This is a genomic window from Mycobacterium avium subsp. avium (assembly GCF_009741445.1).
GTDB lineage: Bacteria > Actinomycetota > Actinomycetes > Mycobacteriales > Mycobacteriaceae > Mycobacterium > Mycobacterium avium.
The window spans coordinates 3,160,773-3,179,908 of record NZ_CP046507.1; the positions used below are offsets into that span (position 1 = coordinate 3,160,773).

Below are 19,136 nucleotides of genomic sequence, written 5' to 3' on the forward strand. Positions count from 1 at the left end.
ACTAGCGGGCGGCGACCTTCTCGGCGGCCGCGGCGGCGTCCAGCGCGGCCCCGCGGGTTTCGGGCAGCAGATACACGGACACGAAACTGGCCAGCACCAGGGAGGCCATCATGAGCCCGATCGCCCAGCTGCCGTAGGTCGCCAGCAGCGTGCCGGCCAGCAGCGGCGGCACGGCGGCGCCGACGATGCCGGCCAGGTTCATCGCCACCGCCGCGCCGCTGTAGCGGTAGCGGGTGGCGAACAGCTCGGGAACGAAGGCGGCGGTGGGGCCGTTGGCCACCGCCGCGGTGCCGAACATGCCCAGCACGGCGACGACGTAGCAGACGGGTCGGCCGGTGTCGATCAGCGGGATGACCACGAACGCCCACGGCAGGCACGCGACCAGGCCCCACAGCATCACCCGGCGGCGCCCGACCCGGTCGGAGATCCACGCCGAGCAGGCCACGCACGCCATGCTGGTGAGCCCGCCCAGCGCGCCGATGCCCCAGATGAAGCTGCGCGAGTACCCGAGATGGTTGTGGGCGTACATCACCAGGAACGTGTTGCCCAGGTAGATGAAGCCCATGCCGCCCACGAAGCTGCCCGCAACCAGGATGATCTCGCGTCGCTGCAACCGCAGCAGTTCGGTCAGCGGCGCCTTGGGCACCAGGTGGCGGGCCTTCTCCTCGACGAAGATCGGCGTCTCGTCGATGTTGAGCCGCACGTACAGGGCGATGCCGATCAACCCGCTGCTGATCAGGAAGGGCACCCGCCAGCCCCAGTGCATGAACGCCGGGCTGTGCTCGCCCATGGTGAGGTTGACGGCGAGGAAGGTCAGGCTGGCCAGGATCCCGGCGGTGCCCCCGCCGAGCAGGGTGAACATCCCGTACCAGCCGCGCCGGTCGGTCGGGGCGTACTCGGCGCTCAGCAGCACCGAGCCGGCCCATTCGGCGCCGACCGCGAACCCCTGCAGCAACCGCAGCACGGTGAGGAGCAGGGGCGCGGCGATGCCGATCGACGCGGTGCTGGGCACCAGGCCGACGCTCACGGTCGAGGCGCCCATGATGAGCAGGGTGGCGACCAGGGTCTTCTTGCGGCCCAGCCGGTCCCCGAAGTAGCCGAAGACGGCGGCGCCCAGCGGACGGGACAAAAAGGCCGTCGCGAAGGTCGCCATCGAGGCGATGGTGGCGACCGTCGGGCCGAGCCGCGGGAAGAACACCGCGGGAAACACCAGCGCCGCCGCGGTCCCGTAGATCAGGAAGTCGTAGAACTCGATGGCCGAACCCACCAGGCAGGCGGCCGCTATCCGCCGCATGGGCGTGCCGGGCGTGGTGGCGCGCGCGGACGGCTCACCCATGGCGGCCGCCTGCGCTCCGGTTGCCTGAATGCACGGTTACGACGGTAGGTGAAGCGTGGCGGCCACGCTCGGCCCCGAAGCTGGCAAGTTGCTGCGTGTCGTGCATCACGACGCCCGCTCAGCCGTCGGACAGCAGCTGCTTCTTGAGCACCTTGCCCATGGCGTTGCGCGGCAGCGCGTCCACCACGCGCACCTCGCGGGGCCGCTTGTGTATCGAAAGTTGTTGGGCGACATGGTCGATCAGGTCGTCGGGGTTGACCCGGCCGGCGGGAACGACGAACGCGACGATGCGCTGCCCCAGGTCCTCGTCGGGCATCCCGACGACGGCGGCCTCGGCGACGCCGGGGTGGCCGAGCAGCGCGGTTTCGATTTCGCCGGCACCGATGCGGTAGCCGCCGGACTTGATCAGATCGACGGACTCCCGCCCGACGATGCGGTGCATGCCGGCGTCGTCGACGACGGCGACGTCGCCGGTGCGGTACCAGCCGTCGGCGTCGAAGGCCTCGGCGGTGGCGTCGGGCCGGTTGAGGTAGCCGTCGAACATCATCGGGCCGCGCACCAGCAGCTTGCCGACGGTCTCCCCGTCGTGCGGCACCGGGTTGCCGTCGTCGTCGACCACCCGGGTCTGCACGCCGGTCAGCGGCAGGCCCACCCAGCCGGGGCGCCGCTCGCCGTCGGCCCGGGTGGAGATGGTGATCAGCGATTCCGAGGCGCCGTAGCGTTCGACGGGCTGGTGCCCGGTGAGCCCGGCCAACCGGTCGAACACCGGGACCGGCAGCGGCGCGCTGCCGGAGACCAGCAGCCGCGCCGGGCGCAGCGCGCGGGCGGCCGCCTCGTCGGCCACAACCCGCGACCACACCGTCGGCACCCCGAAGAACAGGGTGCCGCCGAAGTCGGTGCGGGCCTGCGCGTAGCCGGCCGGGGTCGGTTTTCCGGTGTGGACGAACCGATTCCCGATCCGCAGCGAGCCCAGCAGGCCCAGCACCAGACCGTGCACGTGAAACAGCGGCAGCCCGTGCACCAGCACGTCGTCGGCCGTCCACTGCCAGGCCTGCGCGAGGGCGTCCAGGTCGGCGGCGATCGCGCGCCGGCTCAGCACCACGCCCTTGGGCAGCCCGGTGGTGCCCGAGGTGTAGATGATCATCGCGGTGGCGTCCGGTGACGGCTCGGGGTAGCGGTGCCAGGAGCGGGCGTGCAGCCGCACCGGGACGTGCGGCAGGCCGTCGGGCTCGTCAGGCAGGGGGCCGAGCCAGGCCCGCACCCCGGAGTCGGCCAGCATGTGCCGGCGTTCGGCGGCCCCGACGTCGGCGGGCACCGGGACGAACGGCACCCCGGCGATCAGGCACCCGGTCACCGCGAGCACCGTGGCGGCGGTCGGTGTGGCGAGGACGGCGACCCGGCCTGCACCGGCGACCCGCTCGGCCACCGAGGTCGCGGCGCCGAGCAGGTCGGCGCGGCTGAGCACGGTGCCGTCGATGCGTACCGCGTCGGGGATGTCGGTGGCGGTAACGGCCGAGGGATTCAGCGACGTCAGCAGCACGCCAGCAGGCTACCCGCCGCCGGCACGGGTCAGTTCTGCTCGTCCCAGATCTTGGTCAGGGTGGACAGGATCTCCTCGCCGCGGCCCAGCCCGCCGAGGTGGCTCTCGCCGGGCAGCACGAACAGCTCTGCGTCGGGCAGCAAGGACACGACGTGTTGTCCGTGCGCGAACGGCACGATGTGGTCGCTGTCGCCGTGCCACCACCGGACCGGGACCTTGACCTGGTCGAGCCGGAATCCCCAGTCCTGGGTGAACAGGATGATGTCGTTGAACGGGGCGGCCAGTTGCTTGCGGCTGCCGTTGAGCAGGTCGTCGAGGAACATGGCCCCGAACTCGGGCCGGGTGAGCAGCCGCCGGTCGCCCTCGGGCGAGATCGCCGCGTACAGGTACAGGGCGGGGTTGGCGACCGGGCGGATGGCCCGCACGACCAGGCTGGCGCCGATCCGCAGCGGGTCGCCGCCCAGCTTCAGCAGTGGAGCCACCCGCTTGCCCAGGTTCATCAGGCCGCTGGTGATGCCCTCGTCGCCGAGGAAGGGCGCGACGCCGCCGAGGATGCCGGCCGCCACGACCCGGTCGGGCAGCACCGCGGCGGACGCGAGCGCGTAGGGGCCGCCGCCGGACAGCCCGATGACGGCCATCTTGTCGATGCCCAGCGTGTCCGCGATGGTCCGCAGGTCCTCGCCGAACGCCCGGATGTTCTGGTAGCGATGCGGCGTCGACGACCCGATGCCCGGGCGGTCCAGCCCGATCAGCCGGATCTTGTGGTTCTCGGCGTACAGGCGGGCCTCGACCGGGATCTGCCGGCGGGCGCCGGGGGTGCCGTGCAACCAGAACATCGCGCGCCCCTGCGGGTCGCCGAATTCGGCGAACCCGATCTGGCGGTCCTCACCGACGGCGACGTTTCCCTCGAGTTTGGGGCGGGCGATCTCGATGGCCATGTCGAGCAGCTTGGCATGTCACGCGCGGTTTACAAAGGGCCGGGCATGCGTTGCCGGCGGCTATGCGTTGAGCACCCGCTCGCCGATGACCCGCTGCTGACGCAGGTCCGCTATCTCCGCCTCGGACAGGCCCAGCTCGCGCAGCACCTCGTCGTTGTGCTGGCCGAGCGTCGGCGGGGCGGTGCGGTGGTGCCGCCGCGGGCCGGGCGCGATGCGAAAGGGCCACCCGGGGTAGCGGTGCGGCCCGGTGATCCGGTGCTCGAGCTCCTCGTAGTAGCCACGCGCGTCCAGCTGGGCCCCGATCAGCCCGGGATCGTACATCTGGTCGCCGGTGATCACCCGCTCGGCCGCGATCCCTTGCGCCTGAAGGGTTTCGACGATCGCCGCGGCGGTCTGGGTGCGGGTCCAGGCGGCGACGAGCTCGTCGAAGGCGTCGTGGTCGATCGGCTGACCGGGCACCGACAGCGCCACCCACACTTCTTTCTCGTTGGTCGGGTAGACGCCCTGCAGCCAGCCGCGCCGGCGGTTGCCCTCCCGCGGCCGCACCACACCGGTCATCGAGTACTCGATGACCGGTTCGGCGGTGACCGCGGCGGCGACCTCGATCTGGGCCACCTCGACGAGTTGGCCGGCGCCGGTGCGGTTGCGGTGCTCGAGCGCGGCCAGCAGCGCGACCCCGGCGTGCACGCCGACGATCGGATCGGCCGGGCCCTGGGGGTTGCACGGCGGGCCGTCGGGAAAGCCGGTGACGGCCGACATTCCGGCGGTCTGCTCGAAGTTCAGCGCCCAGCCGACGTAGTCGCGCCACGGGCCGTGCAGGCCGTAGCCGGGCATCCGCACCACGATCACGTCGGGGTTCAGCGCCGTGAGCGAGTCGTAGTCCAGCCCGAAATTTTCGACGACGCGCGGCGAAAAGTTCTCCACCACGATGTCGGCCCGGGCGGCCAGCCGCCGCGCCAGGTCGAGGCCCCGCGGCGACGTCAGGTCCAGCGTGAGGTCGCGTTTGTTGAGGTTGGTGCCCTGCCAGATGGGGCTGCGCTCGTACCAGTCGTCGCCCTCGTAGGCGAACGCCCCCGAATAGCGGTGCCCGTCGGGGCGCTGGATCGACTCGACCTTGACGATGTCGGCGCCGAACGCCCCGAGGTAGCAGGTCAGGTAGGCGCCGGCCCAGAACGTGGTGAGGTCGAGCACCCGCAGCCCGGCGAAGGGCAGCGGCCCGGGCGCTCGGTGCAGCGCTCGGCCGTCACCGGTCCACGTCGTTCGCGACGCCCCAGACAGTGGCGCCGGACGTGGCTGCGGCACAGGGGTTTTCGAGAACCGGAATGGCGGCCCGGGCCGCCGAAACGACCCGGTGTCGACGAAGAACCCCCGCTCGGCGTATTGCGGGCAATCGAGCACAGTGGCGCCGTCGTTGACGGGCGCGGCCGGAATCCGCAGCGCCTGAGCGAGTTCCACGATCTCGGCGACGGTCTGGCCGGCAAGCACCGGCTCAGCTTTGGCGAAGAAGTCGGCGCGCTCCGGGCCGCCCAGCATGATCGCGAGCTGGTGCTCGCCGAACTCGGGCAGGCCGAGCATCGCGCAGACGTCGAGCCAGTGCTGGCCCGTCAGGCAGTTGATGCCGACCCAGCCGTCGGCGGCCCGCACCACGCCCAGCATGGGCGCCGACCGCAGGTTGGCGGGCAGCCCGAGCCGGCGCATCCGCTGAGCCATCAACATCGGATACGGCAACGTGGACAGCAACGATTCCAGCTGGGAGACATCGACTTCGGTGACCTGTCCGGCGGGGTGTGAACGCAGGGCGGTCAGTGCGCCCAGCGCGCCGTAGGCGCCGGCAACGTACTCGGCGATCCGGGCGCCGACCTGAACCGGTGGACGCTGCGGATCGCGGGAGCTGATCCAGCCCGATGCCGCCTGCAGGGTCAGCGGTGTCGCCGGGCGGCGGCGGAACGGTCCGGTCTGGCCGAACCCAGAGATGCGCAGTAACACCAGGTTTGGGTTGATCCGCTGCAGGTCGTCGGGCCCGAGCCCGTATCCCTGCAGCGTTGCGGATCCGGAGTCGTCGATGAGCAGGTGCGCCCGGGCGATGAGTTCCCGCGCCGCCGCGACGTCGGCGGTCTCCGAGAAGTCAAGCGTGGCACCGTGTTTGCCGGCGTTGATGTACTCGAACAGGCCCGACCGGTCCGGGTCGACAACGCCCGAGGCGAACGGGCCCCAGCGCCGCAGCGGGTCCCCGGCGGGCGGCTCGATCTTGATGACCTCGGCGCCCAGATCGACAAGGAGCTTGGCCGCGTAGGGACCCGAGATCTCGCTGGCGATTTCGACGACGTGCAGCCCCGCAAGGGGTGCCGTCACGCGGGAACCCCGATGGCCATCGGCTCCATGTACTGGTGCAGCCCGCCGATTCCGCCGCCCTCGCGGCCCAGCCCGCTGAGCCTGAAGCCGCCGAACGGCGCGCCGGCGGGGCTGATGCCGTTGACCGCGATCTGCCCGGTGCGAATGCGGCGCGCGACGCCGACGGCGCGATCCACGTCGTCACCCCACACCGCACCGGAGAGCCCGTATCGGGAGTTGTTCGCGATGGCGACGGCGTCGTCGTCGTCGCGGTAGCGCAGTACCGACAACACCGGGCCGAACACTTCCTCTTGCGCGACGGTCGAATTGGGCTCCACCCCGGACAGGATCGTCGGTTCGACGTAGTAGCCGACGTCCAGCCCGGCGGGTCGCCCGCCGCCGGTGACCAGCGTGGCCCCGTCGCTGCGTGCGCCCGCGATGTGCGCCTCGACCCGGTCGCGTTGCGCCGCGCTGATCAGCGGACCCATCTGCACGTCGGGATCGGTGGGGTCGCCCACCTTGACGTCGCGGGCCAACGCGGCCAGCCGATCGACGACGTCGTCGTGCAGCGAATCGGGCAACAGCAGCCGGCTGTGCAGGATGCAGGCCTGTCCGGCATGCAGCGAACAGGATTGGAACAGCATCTGTTCCAGCATTTCGTCGGTGACGTTCGCGTCGTCGAGGACGATGCTGGCCGACTTTCCGCCCAGCTCCAACAGGATTCGCTTGATCGTGTCGCCGGCGGCCGACATCACCTGGCGGCCGACGGCCGAGCTGCCGGTGAAGCTCACCATGTCGATGCGCGGATCGGTGGTGAGCAGCTTGGCCGCCTCGACCCCCGAGGGCGTGACGACGTTGACCACCCCCGGCGGGATGTCGGTGTGCTCGTCGATGAGGCGCGCCAGCGCCAGCCCGGCCAGCGGTGTCAGCGGAGACGGCTTGAGCACGACCGTATTGCCCGCGGCCAGCGCATGATTCAGCTTCATGACGTTGAGGCAGTGCGGGAAGTTCCAGGGCGTGAGCACCGCTACCACGCCCAGCGGCACGTGGCGCAACAACGTGGTGCCGGCGCTGATGCCGGCGACCTCCTGGTCGACCAGCTGGGTCGCGAGCTGGGCGGCGTGCATGGACATGAACCCGGCGCCGTCGATCTGCATGATGCGCTCGTTGCCGATGCAGCCCCACTCCGTTTGGGACAGCGCGAAGAAGTCGTCGGCGTGCTTGGTGAGCGCCTCGCCCAGCTGGTTCAGACACCGGGCGCGCTGCTCGGCGGATATCCGGCCCCACGGCCCGCTGTCGAAGGCGCGGCGCGCGGCCGCGATCGCGTCGTCGACCTGCGCCACGCTCGCGTCGGGTGCGGTGGCGATGACGGCCTCGGTGCACGGGGACAGGTCGTCGTAGCGACCGTCCTGCGGCTCGACCCACTGGCCGTCGATGTAGAGCTGGTAGGTCTGGACAAGAGCGGGCGGATCGGCCATGTTGCTTCCTCCGGTCATCTGATCACTTGGTGTACACCCCCGCGTGTCGCCCGTCAATCGTCCTTCGCGTGAAAATCGAGCTATCCCTCTACTTTGGCACGGTGTTGACAGCACGCGGCGGTGCAGAGTAGACACAGTCGGCAGACAGATTGCGCCAATCTGTCGGATCGGGTGTCCTGCGAGAGGGGCTTGCCGTGCAGACTCATCCGCCGCTGCGCTCGCCGAGCTTCCCGCTGCATTCCCCGGACTTCTACGCGGGTAACCCGTATCCCGCCTACCGGGAGCTGCGCGCGACGGCGCCGGTGTGCTGGAACGACGTCACCAACTTCTGGGCGCTGTTGAAATACGAGGACATTCGGTTCGTGTCGAGCAATCCGGCTCTGTTCACCTCGACCCGGGGCATCACGATCCCGGATCCGCAGCTGCCCAACCCGGTGCAGCAGGGCAGCCTGATCTTCACCGATCCGCCGCGGCACCGGCAGCTGCGCAAGCTGATCAACTCCGGATTCACCCGGCGGCGTGTTTCGGTGCTGGAACCGAAGATCCGCGAGATCGTGCGCGGCATTCTCGACGGCATCGAACGCGGCGCCGTGCACGAGTTCGCCGAACAGATCGCCGCTCCCCTGCCCACCCGGATGATCGCCGAATTGATCGGGGCCCCGCCCGACGACTGGGAGCAATTCCGGGCGTGGTCGGATGCGGCCACCGGGACGGCCGACCCGGAGATCGAGCTGGACCCGGCGGTGGCGGCCGGACAACTCTACGAGTACTTCCAGCGGCTGATCGCGGCACGCCGCGCGCGGCCGCGCGCCGACCTGCTCTCGGTGCTGGCCGAGGCCGAGATCGACGAGCACCGGTTGACCGACGAAGACCTGCTCAATTTCGCCTTTCTGCTGCTGGTGGCCGGCAACGAAACCACCCGCAACCTGATCGCGCTGGGGACGCTGGCCCTGATCGCGCATCCCGACCAATACCGCCTGCTCGTTGAGGAGCCCGCCCGCATCCCGCTTGCGGTCGAGGAGATGTTGCGGTGGAACAGTCCCGTGGTACACATGGCCCGCACCGCGACCGCCGACGTCGAAATCCGCGGACAGCGGATCCGCGCCGGCGAGGTGGTGGTGATGCTCTACGGGTCGGCCAACCGGGACGAGGACGTATTCGGCCCGGACTCCGAGGAATTCGATGTGACCCGCCACCCGAACCCGCACATCGCCTTCGGCTGCGGTGAACATTCTTGTGTGGGCGCACAATTGGCGCGACTGGAGGCGACGGTGTTCTTCGAGGAGCTGCTGCGCCGGTATCCCCGCATCGAGCTGGTGGGCGAGGTGGACCGGATGCGGGCCACCATGGTGCCCGGGGTGAAACGCATGCCGGTGCGAATGGGGGCCTGAGCCGATGGATCTGGAATACACGCCGGAGCAACAGCAGCTGCGCGCCGAGATCCGTGCGACGCTTCAGACCGTGATGACGCCCGAACGCGTCGCCGCGGTCAGCGAGCAGATGGACGGCGGTCCCGCGGTGCGCGAATGCGTCCGCGCCCTGGCGGCGGCCAACCTGCTGGGTGTCGGATGGCCCAAAGAATATGGTGGACGAGGGTTTTCGGCCATCGAGCAGTTCATCTTCGCCGAGGAGGCGCGCCGGGTGAGCGCACCCATCCCTCTGGTGACGCTCAACACCGTCGGCCCGACGTTGATGCACTACGGCACCGACGAGCAGAAGCGGCGGTTTCTGCCGGCGATCCTGGACGGCACCGTGGAATTCGCCATCGGCTACTCCGAGCCGGGGGCGGGCAGCGACCTGGCCTCGGTGCACACGACGGCCGTGCGTGTCGGTGACGAGTATGTGATCAACGGTCAAAAGATGTTCACCAGCGGCGCCGCCTACGCCGACTACATCTGGCTGGCCGTGCGCACCGATCCGGATGCCAAGAAGCACAAGGGCATTTCCATCCTCATCGTGCCGACCTCCTCGCCCGGGTTCTCCTGGCAACCGCTGCACACCATGCCGGGCATCTCGACCTTCTACACGTTCTACGACGACGTGCGGGTGCCGGTCAGCGCGCTGGTGGGGGCCGAGAACCAGGGCTGGCAGCTGATCACCACGCAGTTGAACTTCGAGCGCGCCGCCCTGGGCAATCTGGGCGCGCTCGAGCCGCTGTTCGACAAGACGCTGGACTGGGCGCTGTCCACCGAACTCGACGGCGGCCGGGTCATCGACCAGCCCTGGGTGCGATCGGCGCTGGCCCGGGTCGAAGCGCAGGTGGCCGCCTACAAGCTCGTCAACCTGCGGGTGAACGCGGCGATGACGAAGGGCGCGCTCAACATGGGCGAAGCCTCGGCCGCGAAGGTGTTCGGCACCGAGCTCACGCAGCAGGTCGCCCGGGAGCTGCTCGAGGTGCTCGACGGCAACGGGGTGCGGCGCGGCGCCGAGGCTCCGCTGCGTGGCGCGCTGGAATCCGCCTACCGTCAGGCCGTCATCAACACCTTCGGGGGCGGCGCCAACGAGATTCAACGTGACATCATCGCCATGGCCGCGTTGGGCATGCCCCGCGCACCGCGCGACCTTCGGGCCGCGAAATAGCAAGGAGGACAGGACCGCAGTGACCGACTCAGAAACCGTCAGCGCCAAGGTGCGGGCCCTGGTCGGCCAGCCGACCGGCGGCACCGGAAAACCCTCGCTGGCACCCGACCCGGTGAACCAGCCGATGATCCGGCACTGGGCGTACGCGATGGCCGACATGAACCCCGTCTACCTTGATCCGGAGTTCGCCGCGTCGTCACGGTTCGGCGGCATCGTCTCGCCCCCGGTGATGTTGCAGACCTGGACCATGCCGTCGCCGAAGCTGGAGGGAATCGGCGAGCGCGGTGGGGCGCCCGTCGAAATCGACAGCAATCCAACGGCTTTCCTCGATGAGGCCGGCTACACCAGCACGGTGGCGACGAACTCGGAGTTCGAGATCGAGCGATACCCGAGGCTGGGCGACGTGATCAGCGCGACGACCGTCTACGAGTCGGTCTCCGACGAGAAGAAGACGGCCCTGGGCACCGGCTTCTTCCTGACCTGGCTGACGACCTACACCGACCAGAACGGCGAGGTGTTGGGGCGCCAGCGATTCCGGGTGCTGCGCTTCAGGCCGGCCGGCTGATGGCGGCCCGTCTGGCTCCGGCGATCACCGCAGACACCGAATTCTTCTGGAACGGGTTGCGGCAGAACAAACTCCTGATCCAGCGCTGCAGCGGCTGCGGGAAGCTGCGTCACCCACCCCGCCCGATGTGCCCGCACTGCCGGTCGCTGGACTGGCAAGCCATCGAGTCGTCGGGCCGCGGCACCGTGTACAGCTACGTGATGCCGCACGAGCCGAAGTTTCCGTTCTTCGAGTACCCCTACATCGTCGTGCTGGTGGAACTCGAGGAGGGGGTGCGGCTGGTGTCCAACCTGACCGGCATCGACCCGGCCGAGGTGACGCCCGGACTGCCGGTCGAGGTCTATTACCAAACCTTCGACGGCTCGCAAGAGCTGGTGCTGCACCAGTTCCGGCCGAGCGCATAGGCCCGTCATGGACTTCTCGTTCACCGAAGAGCAGGAGACGATCGGCAAGCTGGCCCGCGATCTGTTCGAGCACCGCGCCACCCCGGAACGGCTGACCGAGTTGGAGGCCGGCGACACCCGCCACGACGCCGCGCTCTGGGAAGAGCTGGCCGCCGCCGACCTGCTCGGTGCCGCGCTGCCGGAGGCGGTCGGCGGCTCATGTGCTTCAGGCGGCGGCTTCGTGGAGCTCGGGGTGCTGCTGGCGGAGGTGGGCTACGGCGTCGCGCCGGTGCCCGCCTACGCCACGCTGGTGTTGGGCGCCGACTCGATCGCCCGGCACGGCAGCTCAGAACAGCAGCAGCGGGTCTTGCCGGGCGTGATCGCCGGATCGCGCATCCTGACAGCGGGTTTGGCCGAACCCAGCCGTTCGGATCCGGCCCGCCCGGCCACCACCGCGCGTCGCGACGGCCCGAACTGGCGCCTCGACGGCGCCAAGGAATTGGTGCCGGCCGCCCAACTCGCCGACACGATGCTGATTCCCGCCGCCCTGGACGGCGGCGACGTGGGCCTGTTCCTACTGGTCGCCGACGCCGCCGGCGTCGAGATCCGCCCGGTGCCCACCACGAATCGCGAACCGCACGCGGACGTATTCTTAGACGGCGCACGTGTTTCCGAGGCGGACCGGATCGCCGGCATGGGACTGGTCGAGTCACTGCTCACCCGGGCGCTGGTGGCGCTGTGCGCGATCCAGCTCGGCGTCGTCGAGCGGGCGCTGCGCATCGCGGCCGAATACACCACGGGCCGTGAGCAATTCGGCCGCCCGATCGGCAGCTTCCAGGCGGTGCAGCAGCGGATGGCCGACGCCTTCATCGACGTCGAGGCGATCCGGTGGACCACCTGGCAGGCGGCCTGGCTGGTCGCCCACGGCCGGCCCGCCGACCGGGCGGCGCGCATCGCGAAGTTCTGGGCCGCCGAGGCCGGCGCTCGGGTGGCCGCCACCGCCCAGCACGTCCACGGCGGCATCGGCATCGACGTCACCTATCCCCTGCACCGCTATTTCCTGTGGGCCAAGCACAACGAGCTCACCCTCGGTCCGGCTTCGGCGCAGCTGGCCCACCTCGGCGCAACCTATTCGGAAGGACACGCATGACGAGGACCGCCAACCGCACGTTGCGATGGCAAGACATTTCGGTCGGCGAGGAGGTCACGCCGCTGGAAATCCCGATCACCACGACGATGATCGTCGCCGGCGCGATCGCCACCCGCGACTTCATGCCGGTGCACCACGACCGCGACTACGCCAAGAAGCAGGGTTCGCCCAACCTGTTCATGAACATCCTGACCACCAACGGCTACTGCGTGCGGTTCCTCACCGACTGGGCCGGGCCCGAGGCGATGGTCAAGAAGCTGTCGATTCGCCTTGGCGTGCCGTGCTTTCCGGACGACCCGCTGCGGTTCACCGGCAGCGTCACCGGCAAGACTCGTGGCCCAGCAGGGCCACCGCCGGCTGAGAACTTCGTCGAGGTGACCTTCAAGGCGTCCAACAGCCTCGGCGATCACGTCTCCGGCACCGCGGTGCTCAGCCTGCTCGACGGTGCGGGCTCATGAGCAGCATCTTGCCCGGCGCCGCGGCCATCGTCGGGATCGGCCAGACGGAGTTCTCCAAGGAATCCGGGCGCAGCGAACTGCAATTGGCGTGCGAGGCGGTCAGCGCCGCGCTGGACGACGCCGGTCTGACGCCCGCCGACGTCGACGGCATGGTCACCTTCACCATGGATTCCAGCGACGAGATCGACATCGCGCGCAACGTGGGCATCGGCGACCTGAGCTTCTTCTCCCGCGTGCACCACGGCGGCGGCGCGGCGGCCGGCACCGTGGTGCACGCCGCGATGGCCGTGGCGACGGGGGTCGCCGACGTGGTGGTGTGCTGGCGCGCCTTCAACGAACGCTCCGGCTTCCGGTTCGGCGGCAGTGGCCGCAACATGGCCGAAACCCCATTGTTCATGGCGCATTACGCGCCGTTCGGGCTGCTCACCCCGGCGGCGTGGGTCGCGCTGCATGCCCAGCGCTACATGTCGACCTATGGGGTGACCAACGAGGACTTCGGCCGGATCTCGGTGGTGGACCGCAAGCACGCGGCAACCAATCCCGACGCGTGGTTCTACCAGCGACCGATCACCCTGGAAGACCACCAGAATTCGCGCTGGATCGTCGAACCGGTGCTGCGCCTGCTGGATTGCTGTCAGGAAAGCGACGGCGGGGTGGCGCTGGTCGTCACCAGCGTCGAACGCGCCCGCGACCTGCGCCGGCCGCCGGCCGTCATCGCCGCGGCCGCCCAGGGCGCGGCGGCCGACGGCGAGATGATGACCAGCTACTACCGCGACGACATCACCGGGCTTCCCGAGATGGGGGTGGTCGCGCGGCAGTTGTGGCGGGATTCGGGGTGCAAGCCGCAGGACATCCAAACCGCCTTCATCTACGACCATTTCACCCCGTTCGTGTTCGTCCAGCTCGAAGAACTCGGCTTCTGCGGCCGCGGTGAGGCCAAGGATTTCGCCACCGTCGAGCGGTTGTCTCTGGGCGGCGAGTTCCCGATCAACACCAACGGCGGGCTGCTCGGTGAGGCCTACATCCACGGCATGAACGGCATCACCGAGGCGGTGCGGCAGGTGCGCGGCACCTCCCACAACCAGGTCGCCGATGTCGAGCACGTGCTGGTCACCTCGGGAACCGGCGTGCCCACGAGTGGTCTGATCCTCGCGCCGGCCGGCTGAGGGAAAGGCGCGCTGATTCCATGTCGACCGACGTGTCCCCGGCGACCGACACCCGCGAGCTGATCGTCGCGGCCGCATTCACGTGTTTCGGCAGGCAGGGATTGCAGAAGGCCACCATCGTCGACATCGCCAAGCAGGCCGGCGTGTCGAGAAGCACCATCTACGAATACTTTTCCGACAAGGCCGCGATCGTCGAGGCCTGCGCCGAACACGCCTCCGAGCGTTTCTACCGCGAGATGGCCAAGGCCATGGACCGCGGCGGCACGCTCGAGGAGAGGCTCTGCGCGGCGGCGGTGTTCGTCACCCAGGCCCGCCGAGTCATCGCTTCGGAGAAGTACTTTGACGAGGACGCGATCAGCCTGCTGCTGACCAAGGACGCCGCCGTGCTGCTGCGCGAATGCGTGGAGTTCTTCGCCCCGTATCTGGCCGCCGCCCGGCTCACCGGTGAGGTGCGCAAGGACCTCGACGTCGAGGCGGCCGGTGAATGGTTCGCGCGCATCCTGTTCTCGTTGTTCAGCACACCGTCGCCGACGCTGAACCTGGACGATCCCGACGTGACGGCGGAATTCGTACGCGCGCATGTGGTACGCGGGTTCGCCAGCGAGCGCCCGCGGCGGCGTTGAGTGTGCATCCTCGGCGTTGAGTGTGTAGCGGCGGCGGACGTCGTCGGCGTGTCGTCGACCTGATGCAACTCCGCAAGCCCCGGACCGCACACTCAATGCCGACGCGCGGCCAGCGCGCGCAGAAAGAATGTCAGGTTGGCGGGGCGTTCGGCGAGCCGGCGCATGAAGTAGCCGTACCACTGGGTGCCGAAGGGTACGTAGACCCGGACGGTGTGGCCGGCCTCGGCCAGCCGCCGCTGCTCGTCGTCGCGGATGCCGTACAGCATCTGGTATTCGAATTCACCGGTGCCACGCCCTGATTCGCGGGCCAGCGACGGCGCTGCCTCGATGATCGCCGGATCGTGGGAGGCCACCATCGGATAGCCCGAACCGGCCATCAACACCCGCAGGCAGCGCAGGTAGGAATCGGTGACCGCGGCGGGATCGCGGTAGGCCAGCGAGGCGGGCTCGTCGTAGGCGCCCTTGCACAGCCGCACCCGCGCGCCGGCGGCGGCGAACTCCTCGCAGTCGCCGAGCGTGCGCCGCAGGTAGGCCTGCAATGCCACGCCCAGCCAATCGAATTCGCGCCGCAGGTCGCGCACGATGCGCAGGGTCGAATCGGTCGCGGTGTGGCCCTCGGCGTCCACCGTCACCCACACGCCGGCCCGCTGCGCGGCCGCGCAGATCGCCCACGCGTTCTCCCGGGCGATCTTCTCACCGTCGCGATCCAGCGACTGGCCCAGCGCGGACAGTTTCAGCGACACCTCGAGCGGTCGGACGGCCGCCCCATCGCCGAGGCAGCCCAGGCGGTCGACGAGCTCCAGATACACCCGCACCGCCGCATCGGCGTCGTCGGCGTCCGACACGTCCTCGCCCAGATGGTCGACGCTGACGCAGCGTCCCGAATCACGAAGGGCCGTCACGCTGTCCAGCGCCGAATCGATCGTCTCCCCGGCGATGAACCGGTGCACCACCCGGCGGGTCACCGGCAGCGCTTCGGCGGCCCGGCGCAACCCCGGTCGCCGGCCCGCGGCCAGGATCGCCGGACGCAGGGTGTGGGCGAACAGCCCGGCCATCAGTCGGCCCCCATGTGCGGATAGGTGTGGTCGGTGGCCGGGACGAACGTCTCCTTGATGGTGCGGGCCGACGTCCAGCGCAGCAGGTTCAACGGAGAGCCGGCCTTGTCGTTGGTGCCCGAGCCGCGCGAACCGCCGAATGGCTGGCGCCCCACCACCGCCCCGGTCGGCTTGTCGTTGACGTAGAAGTTCCCGGCGGCAAAGCGCAGCCGGTCCTGCGCGGCCAGCACCGCCGCCCGGTCGTCGGCGATGACCGCACCGGTCAGCGCGTACCGCGATCCGGTGTCGACCACGTCGAGGATTCGCTGGTAGTCGTCGTCGGGATACACGTGCACCGACAGCAGCGGGCCGAAGTATTCGGTCGCGAACGACTCGTCCGCCGGGTCGTCGGACAGCAACACCGTCGGCCGCACGAAATAGCCTTCGCTGTCGTCGTATTCGCCGCCCACCGCGAGGGTGACGTGCGGCGCGCCCTTCGCGCGTTCGATGGCGTCGACGTTCTTGACGAAGGCCCGCCGGTCGATCAGCGCGCCGCCGAAGTTGGTCAGATCGGTGACGTCGCCGTAGCGCAATGCGGCGGTCTCGGCCAGAAACTCGTCGCCCATCCGCCGCCAGACCGACTGCGCGATGAACGCCCGCGACGCCGCCGAGCACTTCTGACCCTGGTAGTCGAAGGCCCCGCGAATCAGCGCGGTGCGCAACACATCCGGGCGTGCGGAGGCGTGCGCGACGATGAAGTCCTTGCCGCCGGTCTCGCCCACCAGCCGCGGATAGCAGTGGTAGTGACCGATATTGGTGCCCACCTGGTACCACAGCCGCTGGAAGGTCGCCGTCGACCCGGTGAAGTGAATGCCCGCAAGCCGCCGATCCGCCAGTGCCACATCGGAAACCGCGAACCCGTCGCCGGTCACCAGGTTGATCACCCCGGGCGGCAACCCGGCCGCCTCGAGTAACTGCATGGTCAGGTACGCCGACAGGGTCTGGGTGATCGACGGCTTCCACACCACGGTGTTTCCCATCAGCGCCGGCGCGGTCGGCAGGTTGCCGGCAATGGAGGTGAAATTGAACGGCGTGATCGCGTAGACAAAGCCGTCCAGCGGGCGGTAGTCGCTGCGATTCCACTCCCCCGGCCCGCTGATCGGCTGCTGCGCCAGGATCTGCCGGGCAAACGCCACGTTGAACCGCCAGAAGTCGATCTGCTCGCAGGGCGAGTCGATCTCGGCCTGGTAGGCCGACTTGGATTGGCCCAGCATCGTCGCGGCGGCGATCTTCTCCCGCCACGGCCCGGCCAGCAGATCGGCGGCCCGCAAAAACACCGCCGCCCGCTCATCGAAAGGCATTGCCGCCCAATCGCTTTTCGCGGCCATCGCGGCGTCGACGGCCGCGGTCGCGTCGGCGTGCACGGCGTTGGTCAGGGTGCCCAGCTTGGCGGCGTGCCGGTGCGGCTGGACGACGTCGATGCGTTCACCGTCGCCCATCCGGTGGCGGCCGCCGATGACGTGCGGCAGGTCGATCGGGTGGCCGGCCAGCGCGGCCAACTCGGCGCGTAACCGGGCGCGCTCCGCGGAGTGCGGCGCGTAATCGTGGACCGGCTCGTTGGCCGGCACCGGCACCTCGGAAATTCCAGTGATCGCATCCATGCTGCCCAGGATCCTCGCGGCGGCCACGCCGCGATTTAGCCGATCCGACAAGATAGGCCGGGCATCGTAGTAAGATCGGACAATATGGCCGGTGTCGGGCTGGGTCAGCTGCTGCTCGCGCTGGACGCGACCATGGTCAGCCTGGTCGACGCCCCGCGTGGGCTGGACCAACCGGTCGCGTCGGCGGCGCTGATCGACTCCGACGATGTGCGGCTCGGGCTGGCCGCGGCGGCGGGCTCCGCCGACGTGTTCTTCCTGCTGGGCGTCGGCGACGACGAGGCGCTGCGCTGGATCGACACCCAGGCCCGCGACCGGGTACCGGTGGCCGTCTTCGTCAAGGAGCCGTCCGACGCCCTGGTCGGCACGGCCGTCGCGGCGGGATCGGCGGTGGTGGCCGTCGATCCGCGGGCCCGCTGGGAACGGCTGTACCAGTTGGTCAATCACGTGCTGGAACATCACGGCGACCGCGCCGACGCGGCGGACGACTCGGGCACCGACCTGTTCGGGTTGGCGCAGTCACTGGCCGAGCGCATCCACGGCATGGTCAGCATCGAAAACGCCCAATCCCAGGTGCTGGCCTATTCGGCCTCCAACGACGAGGCCGACGAGCTGCGCCGGCTGTCCATCCTGGGCCGGGCCGGCCCGCCCGAGCATCTCGAGTGGATCGGCCAGTGGGGCATCTTCGACGCGCTGCGGTCGGGCACCCAGGTGGTGCGCGTCGCCGAGCGGCCGGAGCTGGGGCTGCGACCCCGGCTGGCGGTCGGCATCCACCAGCCCGACCCGGATGCCCGGCGACCGCCGGTGTTCGCCGGGACCATCTGGGTGCAGCAGGGCGCGCAGCCGCTGGCCGACGACGCCGAACAGATACTGCGCGGCGCCGCGGTGCTGGCCGCCCGGATCATGGCGCGGCTGGCGGCCCGCCCGTCCACCCAGGCGCGGCGGCTGCAGCAGCTGCTCGGTGTGACCGACTCGGAAACCCTTGCGCCCGTGGACCTCACCGCGATCGCCGCCGAGCTCGGTCTGGCCGCGGACGGCTGCGCGGCCCTGGTCGGTTGGGCGGCGGCCGAGGGTGCGTCCCGCCACACCCGCCTGACCGACGTGATCGCGCTGAGCGCCAGCGCTTTCCGGCACGACGCCCACGTCGCCGGTCACGGCTCGCGGACCTACGTACTGCTGCCCCAGCCGCCGAACCGGTCGGTCAGCTCGTGGGTGCGCGGCACCATCGCCGCGCTGCGCGCCGAGCTCGGGGTGCAGCTGCGGGCGGTCATCGCCGCGCCGGTCCCGGGCCTTTCCGGGGTCGCCGCGGCGCGCGCCGAGGTGGACCGCGTGCTGGACAGCGCTGAGCGCCATCCCCTTTCGTTCGGGCAGGTGACGTCGCTGGCCGAAGCGCGCACCACGGTCCTGCTCGACGAGATCGTCACCCTGGTCGGCCGCGACGAGCGGTTGGTCGATCCGCGGATCGTGGCGCTGCACGACCGGGAACCGGTGCTGGCCCAGACGCTGCGAACCTACCTGGACGCCTTCGGCGACATCGCCGCGGCCGCGCACGCGTTGCGCGTGCACCCCAATACGGTTCGCTACCGGGTGCGGCGGATCGAGAAGCTGCTGTCGGTGTCGCTGGCCGACCCCGAGGTGCGGCTGCTGTTCGCGCTGGCGTTGCGGGCTGCCGAACGCTGACACAAACGCCCGATTCGCCGACGTGTCCGCCGGGGCGGATGCAAGAATGTCACCCGTAAGGTGATGACGATGCAGGAAGCCGGTGCGAATCCGGCGCGGTCCCGCCACTGTCATCGGGGAGCGACCCTCAACGGCCACGGCTGACAAGCTGGAAGGCGAGGCGAGCGGCGATCCGAGAGCCAGGACACTCGCGTCATCGCGTCCTGCGACCCGGGG

16 protein-coding genes and 1 riboswitch are annotated in these 19,136 nt (G+C 69.9%); of the genes, 9 read left to right on the forward strand and 7 right to left on the reverse strand.

All coding sequences use genetic code 11. The annotated features are described in order from the left end of the window. Position 1: 1 nt before the first annotated feature. The 5 genes from MAA44156_RS14575 to MAA44156_RS14595 all read right to left on the reverse strand — a co-directional run bounded on the left by MAA44156_RS14575 (position 2) and on the right by MAA44156_RS14595 (position 7,623). On the reverse strand, positions 2-1,336 hold the full coding sequence (locus MAA44156_RS14575) for an MFS transporter (protein ID WP_009975546.1): 1,335 nt from the start codon (positions 1,334-1,336) through the stop codon (positions 2-4). Between the two features lie 118 nt (positions 1,337-1,454). Then, positions 1,455-2,876, reverse strand: coding sequence for an acyl-CoA synthetase (locus MAA44156_RS14580; protein WP_009975544.1), 1,422 nt, complete (start codon positions 2,874-2,876; stop codon positions 1,455-1,457). A gap of 29 nt (positions 2,877-2,905) precedes the next feature. Next, on the reverse strand, positions 2,906-3,814 hold the full coding sequence (locus MAA44156_RS14585; protein ID WP_009975543.1) for an alpha/beta fold hydrolase: 909 nt from the start codon (positions 3,812-3,814) through the stop codon (positions 2,906-2,908). A gap of 60 nt (positions 3,815-3,874) precedes the next feature. After that, positions 3,875-6,166, reverse strand: a complete 2,292-nt coding sequence (locus MAA44156_RS14590; protein ID WP_009975542.1) for a CaiB/BaiF CoA transferase family protein — start codon at positions 6,164-6,166, stop codon at positions 3,875-3,877. Then, positions 6,163-7,623, reverse strand: a complete 1,461-nt coding sequence (locus tag MAA44156_RS14595) for an aldehyde dehydrogenase family protein (RefSeq protein WP_011724079.1) — start codon at positions 7,621-7,623, stop codon at positions 6,163-6,165. The genes MAA44156_RS14590 and MAA44156_RS14595 overlap by 4 nt, the downstream gene beginning before the upstream one ends. A 194-nt stretch (positions 7,624-7,817) precedes the next feature. Here MAA44156_RS14595 and MAA44156_RS14600 point away from each other — a divergent pair, with 194 nt between their 5' ends. From MAA44156_RS14600 to MAA44156_RS14635, 8 genes are read left to right on the forward strand one after another with little or no spacing between them, the layout of a single operon-like run. Next, positions 7,818-9,014 (forward strand): cytochrome P450, encoded by a 1,197-nt coding sequence (locus MAA44156_RS14600; RefSeq protein WP_009975539.1) that lies wholly within the window; start codon positions 7,818-7,820, stop codon positions 9,012-9,014. A gap of 4 nt (positions 9,015-9,018) precedes the next feature. Beyond that, complete coding sequence (locus tag MAA44156_RS14605) at positions 9,019-10,203, forward strand: acyl-CoA dehydrogenase family protein (protein WP_009975537.1); 1,185 nt, start codon at positions 9,019-9,021, stop codon at positions 10,201-10,203. A gap of 19 nt (positions 10,204-10,222) precedes the next feature. Beyond that, positions 10,223-10,768 (forward strand): FAS1-like dehydratase domain-containing protein, encoded by a 546-nt coding sequence (locus tag MAA44156_RS14610; RefSeq protein WP_009975536.1) that lies wholly within the window; start codon positions 10,223-10,225, stop codon positions 10,766-10,768. Beyond that, entirely contained in the window at positions 10,768-11,172 is a 405-nt protein-coding gene (locus MAA44156_RS14615; RefSeq protein WP_009975535.1) for a Zn-ribbon domain-containing OB-fold protein, read from the forward strand. The genes MAA44156_RS14610 and MAA44156_RS14615 overlap by 1 nt, the downstream gene beginning before the upstream one ends. A 7-nt stretch (positions 11,173-11,179) precedes the next feature. Next, on the forward strand, positions 11,180-12,301 hold the full coding sequence (locus tag MAA44156_RS14620) for an acyl-CoA dehydrogenase family protein (protein WP_009975534.1): 1,122 nt from the start codon (positions 11,180-11,182) through the stop codon (positions 12,299-12,301). Then, positions 12,298-12,759, forward strand: coding sequence for a MaoC family dehydratase (locus tag MAA44156_RS14625; RefSeq protein WP_003875486.1), 462 nt, complete (start codon positions 12,298-12,300; stop codon positions 12,757-12,759). The genes MAA44156_RS14620 and MAA44156_RS14625 overlap by 4 nt, the downstream gene beginning before the upstream one ends. Continuing rightward, positions 12,756-13,925 carry a lipid-transfer protein gene (locus tag MAA44156_RS14630; protein WP_009975532.1) on the forward strand — a complete coding sequence of 390 codons (1,170 nt, stop codon included), beginning with the start codon at positions 12,756-12,758 and terminating at the stop codon, positions 13,923-13,925. Before MAA44156_RS14625 ends, MAA44156_RS14630 begins: the two co-directional genes overlap by 4 nt. A 20-nt stretch (positions 13,926-13,945) precedes the next feature. After that, positions 13,946-14,548: a TetR/AcrR family transcriptional regulator gene (locus MAA44156_RS14635; RefSeq protein WP_009975531.1), complete on the forward strand. Its 603-nt coding sequence runs from the start codon at positions 13,946-13,948 to the stop codon at positions 14,546-14,548. A gap of 92 nt (positions 14,549-14,640) precedes the next feature. Here MAA44156_RS14635 and MAA44156_RS14640 read toward each other — a convergent pair whose 3' ends face one another. Both MAA44156_RS14640 and pruA read right to left on the reverse strand, forming a co-directional pair. Then, positions 14,641-15,603 (reverse strand): proline dehydrogenase family protein, encoded by a 963-nt coding sequence (locus MAA44156_RS14640; RefSeq protein WP_009975530.1) that lies wholly within the window; start codon positions 15,601-15,603, stop codon positions 14,641-14,643. Then, positions 15,603-17,243, reverse strand: coding sequence for an L-glutamate gamma-semialdehyde dehydrogenase (gene pruA / locus MAA44156_RS14645; protein WP_009975529.1), 1,641 nt, complete (start codon positions 17,241-17,243; stop codon positions 15,603-15,605). Before pruA ends, MAA44156_RS14640 begins: the two co-directional genes overlap by 1 nt. A gap of 84 nt (positions 17,244-17,327) precedes the next feature. On the opposite strand from pruA, the gene MAA44156_RS14650 reads away from it, so the two are divergent. After that, a complete protein-coding gene (locus MAA44156_RS14650; RefSeq protein ID WP_009975528.1) occupies positions 17,328-18,920 on the forward strand; it encodes a PucR family transcriptional regulator in 1,593 nt (530 codons plus the stop codon). Positions 18,921-18,949: 29 nt separating this feature from the next. Continuing rightward, positions 18,950-19,130: riboswitch (cobalamin riboswitch) on the forward strand. The last annotated feature ends 6 nt before the right edge of the window (positions 19,131-19,136 follow it).

Bases quoted from the DNA above. Each gene is read 5' to 3' on its own strand.
- MAA44156_RS14640 (WP_009975530.1), bottom strand. From the start codon at position 15,603: ATGGCCGGGCTGTTCGCCCACACCCTGCGTCCGGCGATCCTGGCCGCG.
- MAA44156_RS14620 (WP_009975534.1), top strand. From the start codon at position 11,180: ATGGACTTCTCGTTCACCGAAGAGCAGGAGACGATCGGCAAGCTGGCC.
- MAA44156_RS14650 (WP_009975528.1), top strand. From the start codon at position 17,328: ATGGCCGGTGTCGGGCTGGGTCAGCTGCTGCTCGCGCTGGACGCGACC.
- MAA44156_RS14595 (WP_011724079.1), bottom strand. From the start codon at position 7,623: ATGGCCGATCCGCCCGCTCTTGTCCAGACCTACCAGCTCTACATCGAC.
- MAA44156_RS14605 (WP_009975537.1), top strand. From the start codon at position 9,019: ATGGATCTGGAATACACGCCGGAGCAACAGCAGCTGCGCGCCGAGATC.
- pruA (WP_009975529.1), bottom strand. From the start codon at position 17,243: ATGGATGCGATCACTGGAATTTCCGAGGTGCCGGTGCCGGCCAACGAG.
- MAA44156_RS14625 (WP_003875486.1), top strand. From the start codon at position 12,298: ATGACGAGGACCGCCAACCGCACGTTGCGATGGCAAGACATTTCGGTC.
- MAA44156_RS14635 (WP_009975531.1), top strand. From the start codon at position 13,946: ATGTCGACCGACGTGTCCCCGGCGACCGACACCCGCGAGCTGATCGTC.
- MAA44156_RS14575 (WP_009975546.1), bottom strand. From the start codon at position 1,336: ATGGGTGAGCCGTCCGCGCGCGCCACCACGCCCGGCACGCCCATGCGG.
- MAA44156_RS14630 (WP_009975532.1), top strand. From the start codon at position 12,756: ATGAGCAGCATCTTGCCCGGCGCCGCGGCCATCGTCGGGATCGGCCAG.
- MAA44156_RS14615 (WP_009975535.1), top strand. From the start codon at position 10,768: ATGGCGGCCCGTCTGGCTCCGGCGATCACCGCAGACACCGAATTCTTC.
- MAA44156_RS14585 (WP_009975543.1), bottom strand. From the start codon at position 3,814: ATGGCCATCGAGATCGCCCGCCCCAAACTCGAGGGAAACGTCGCCGTC.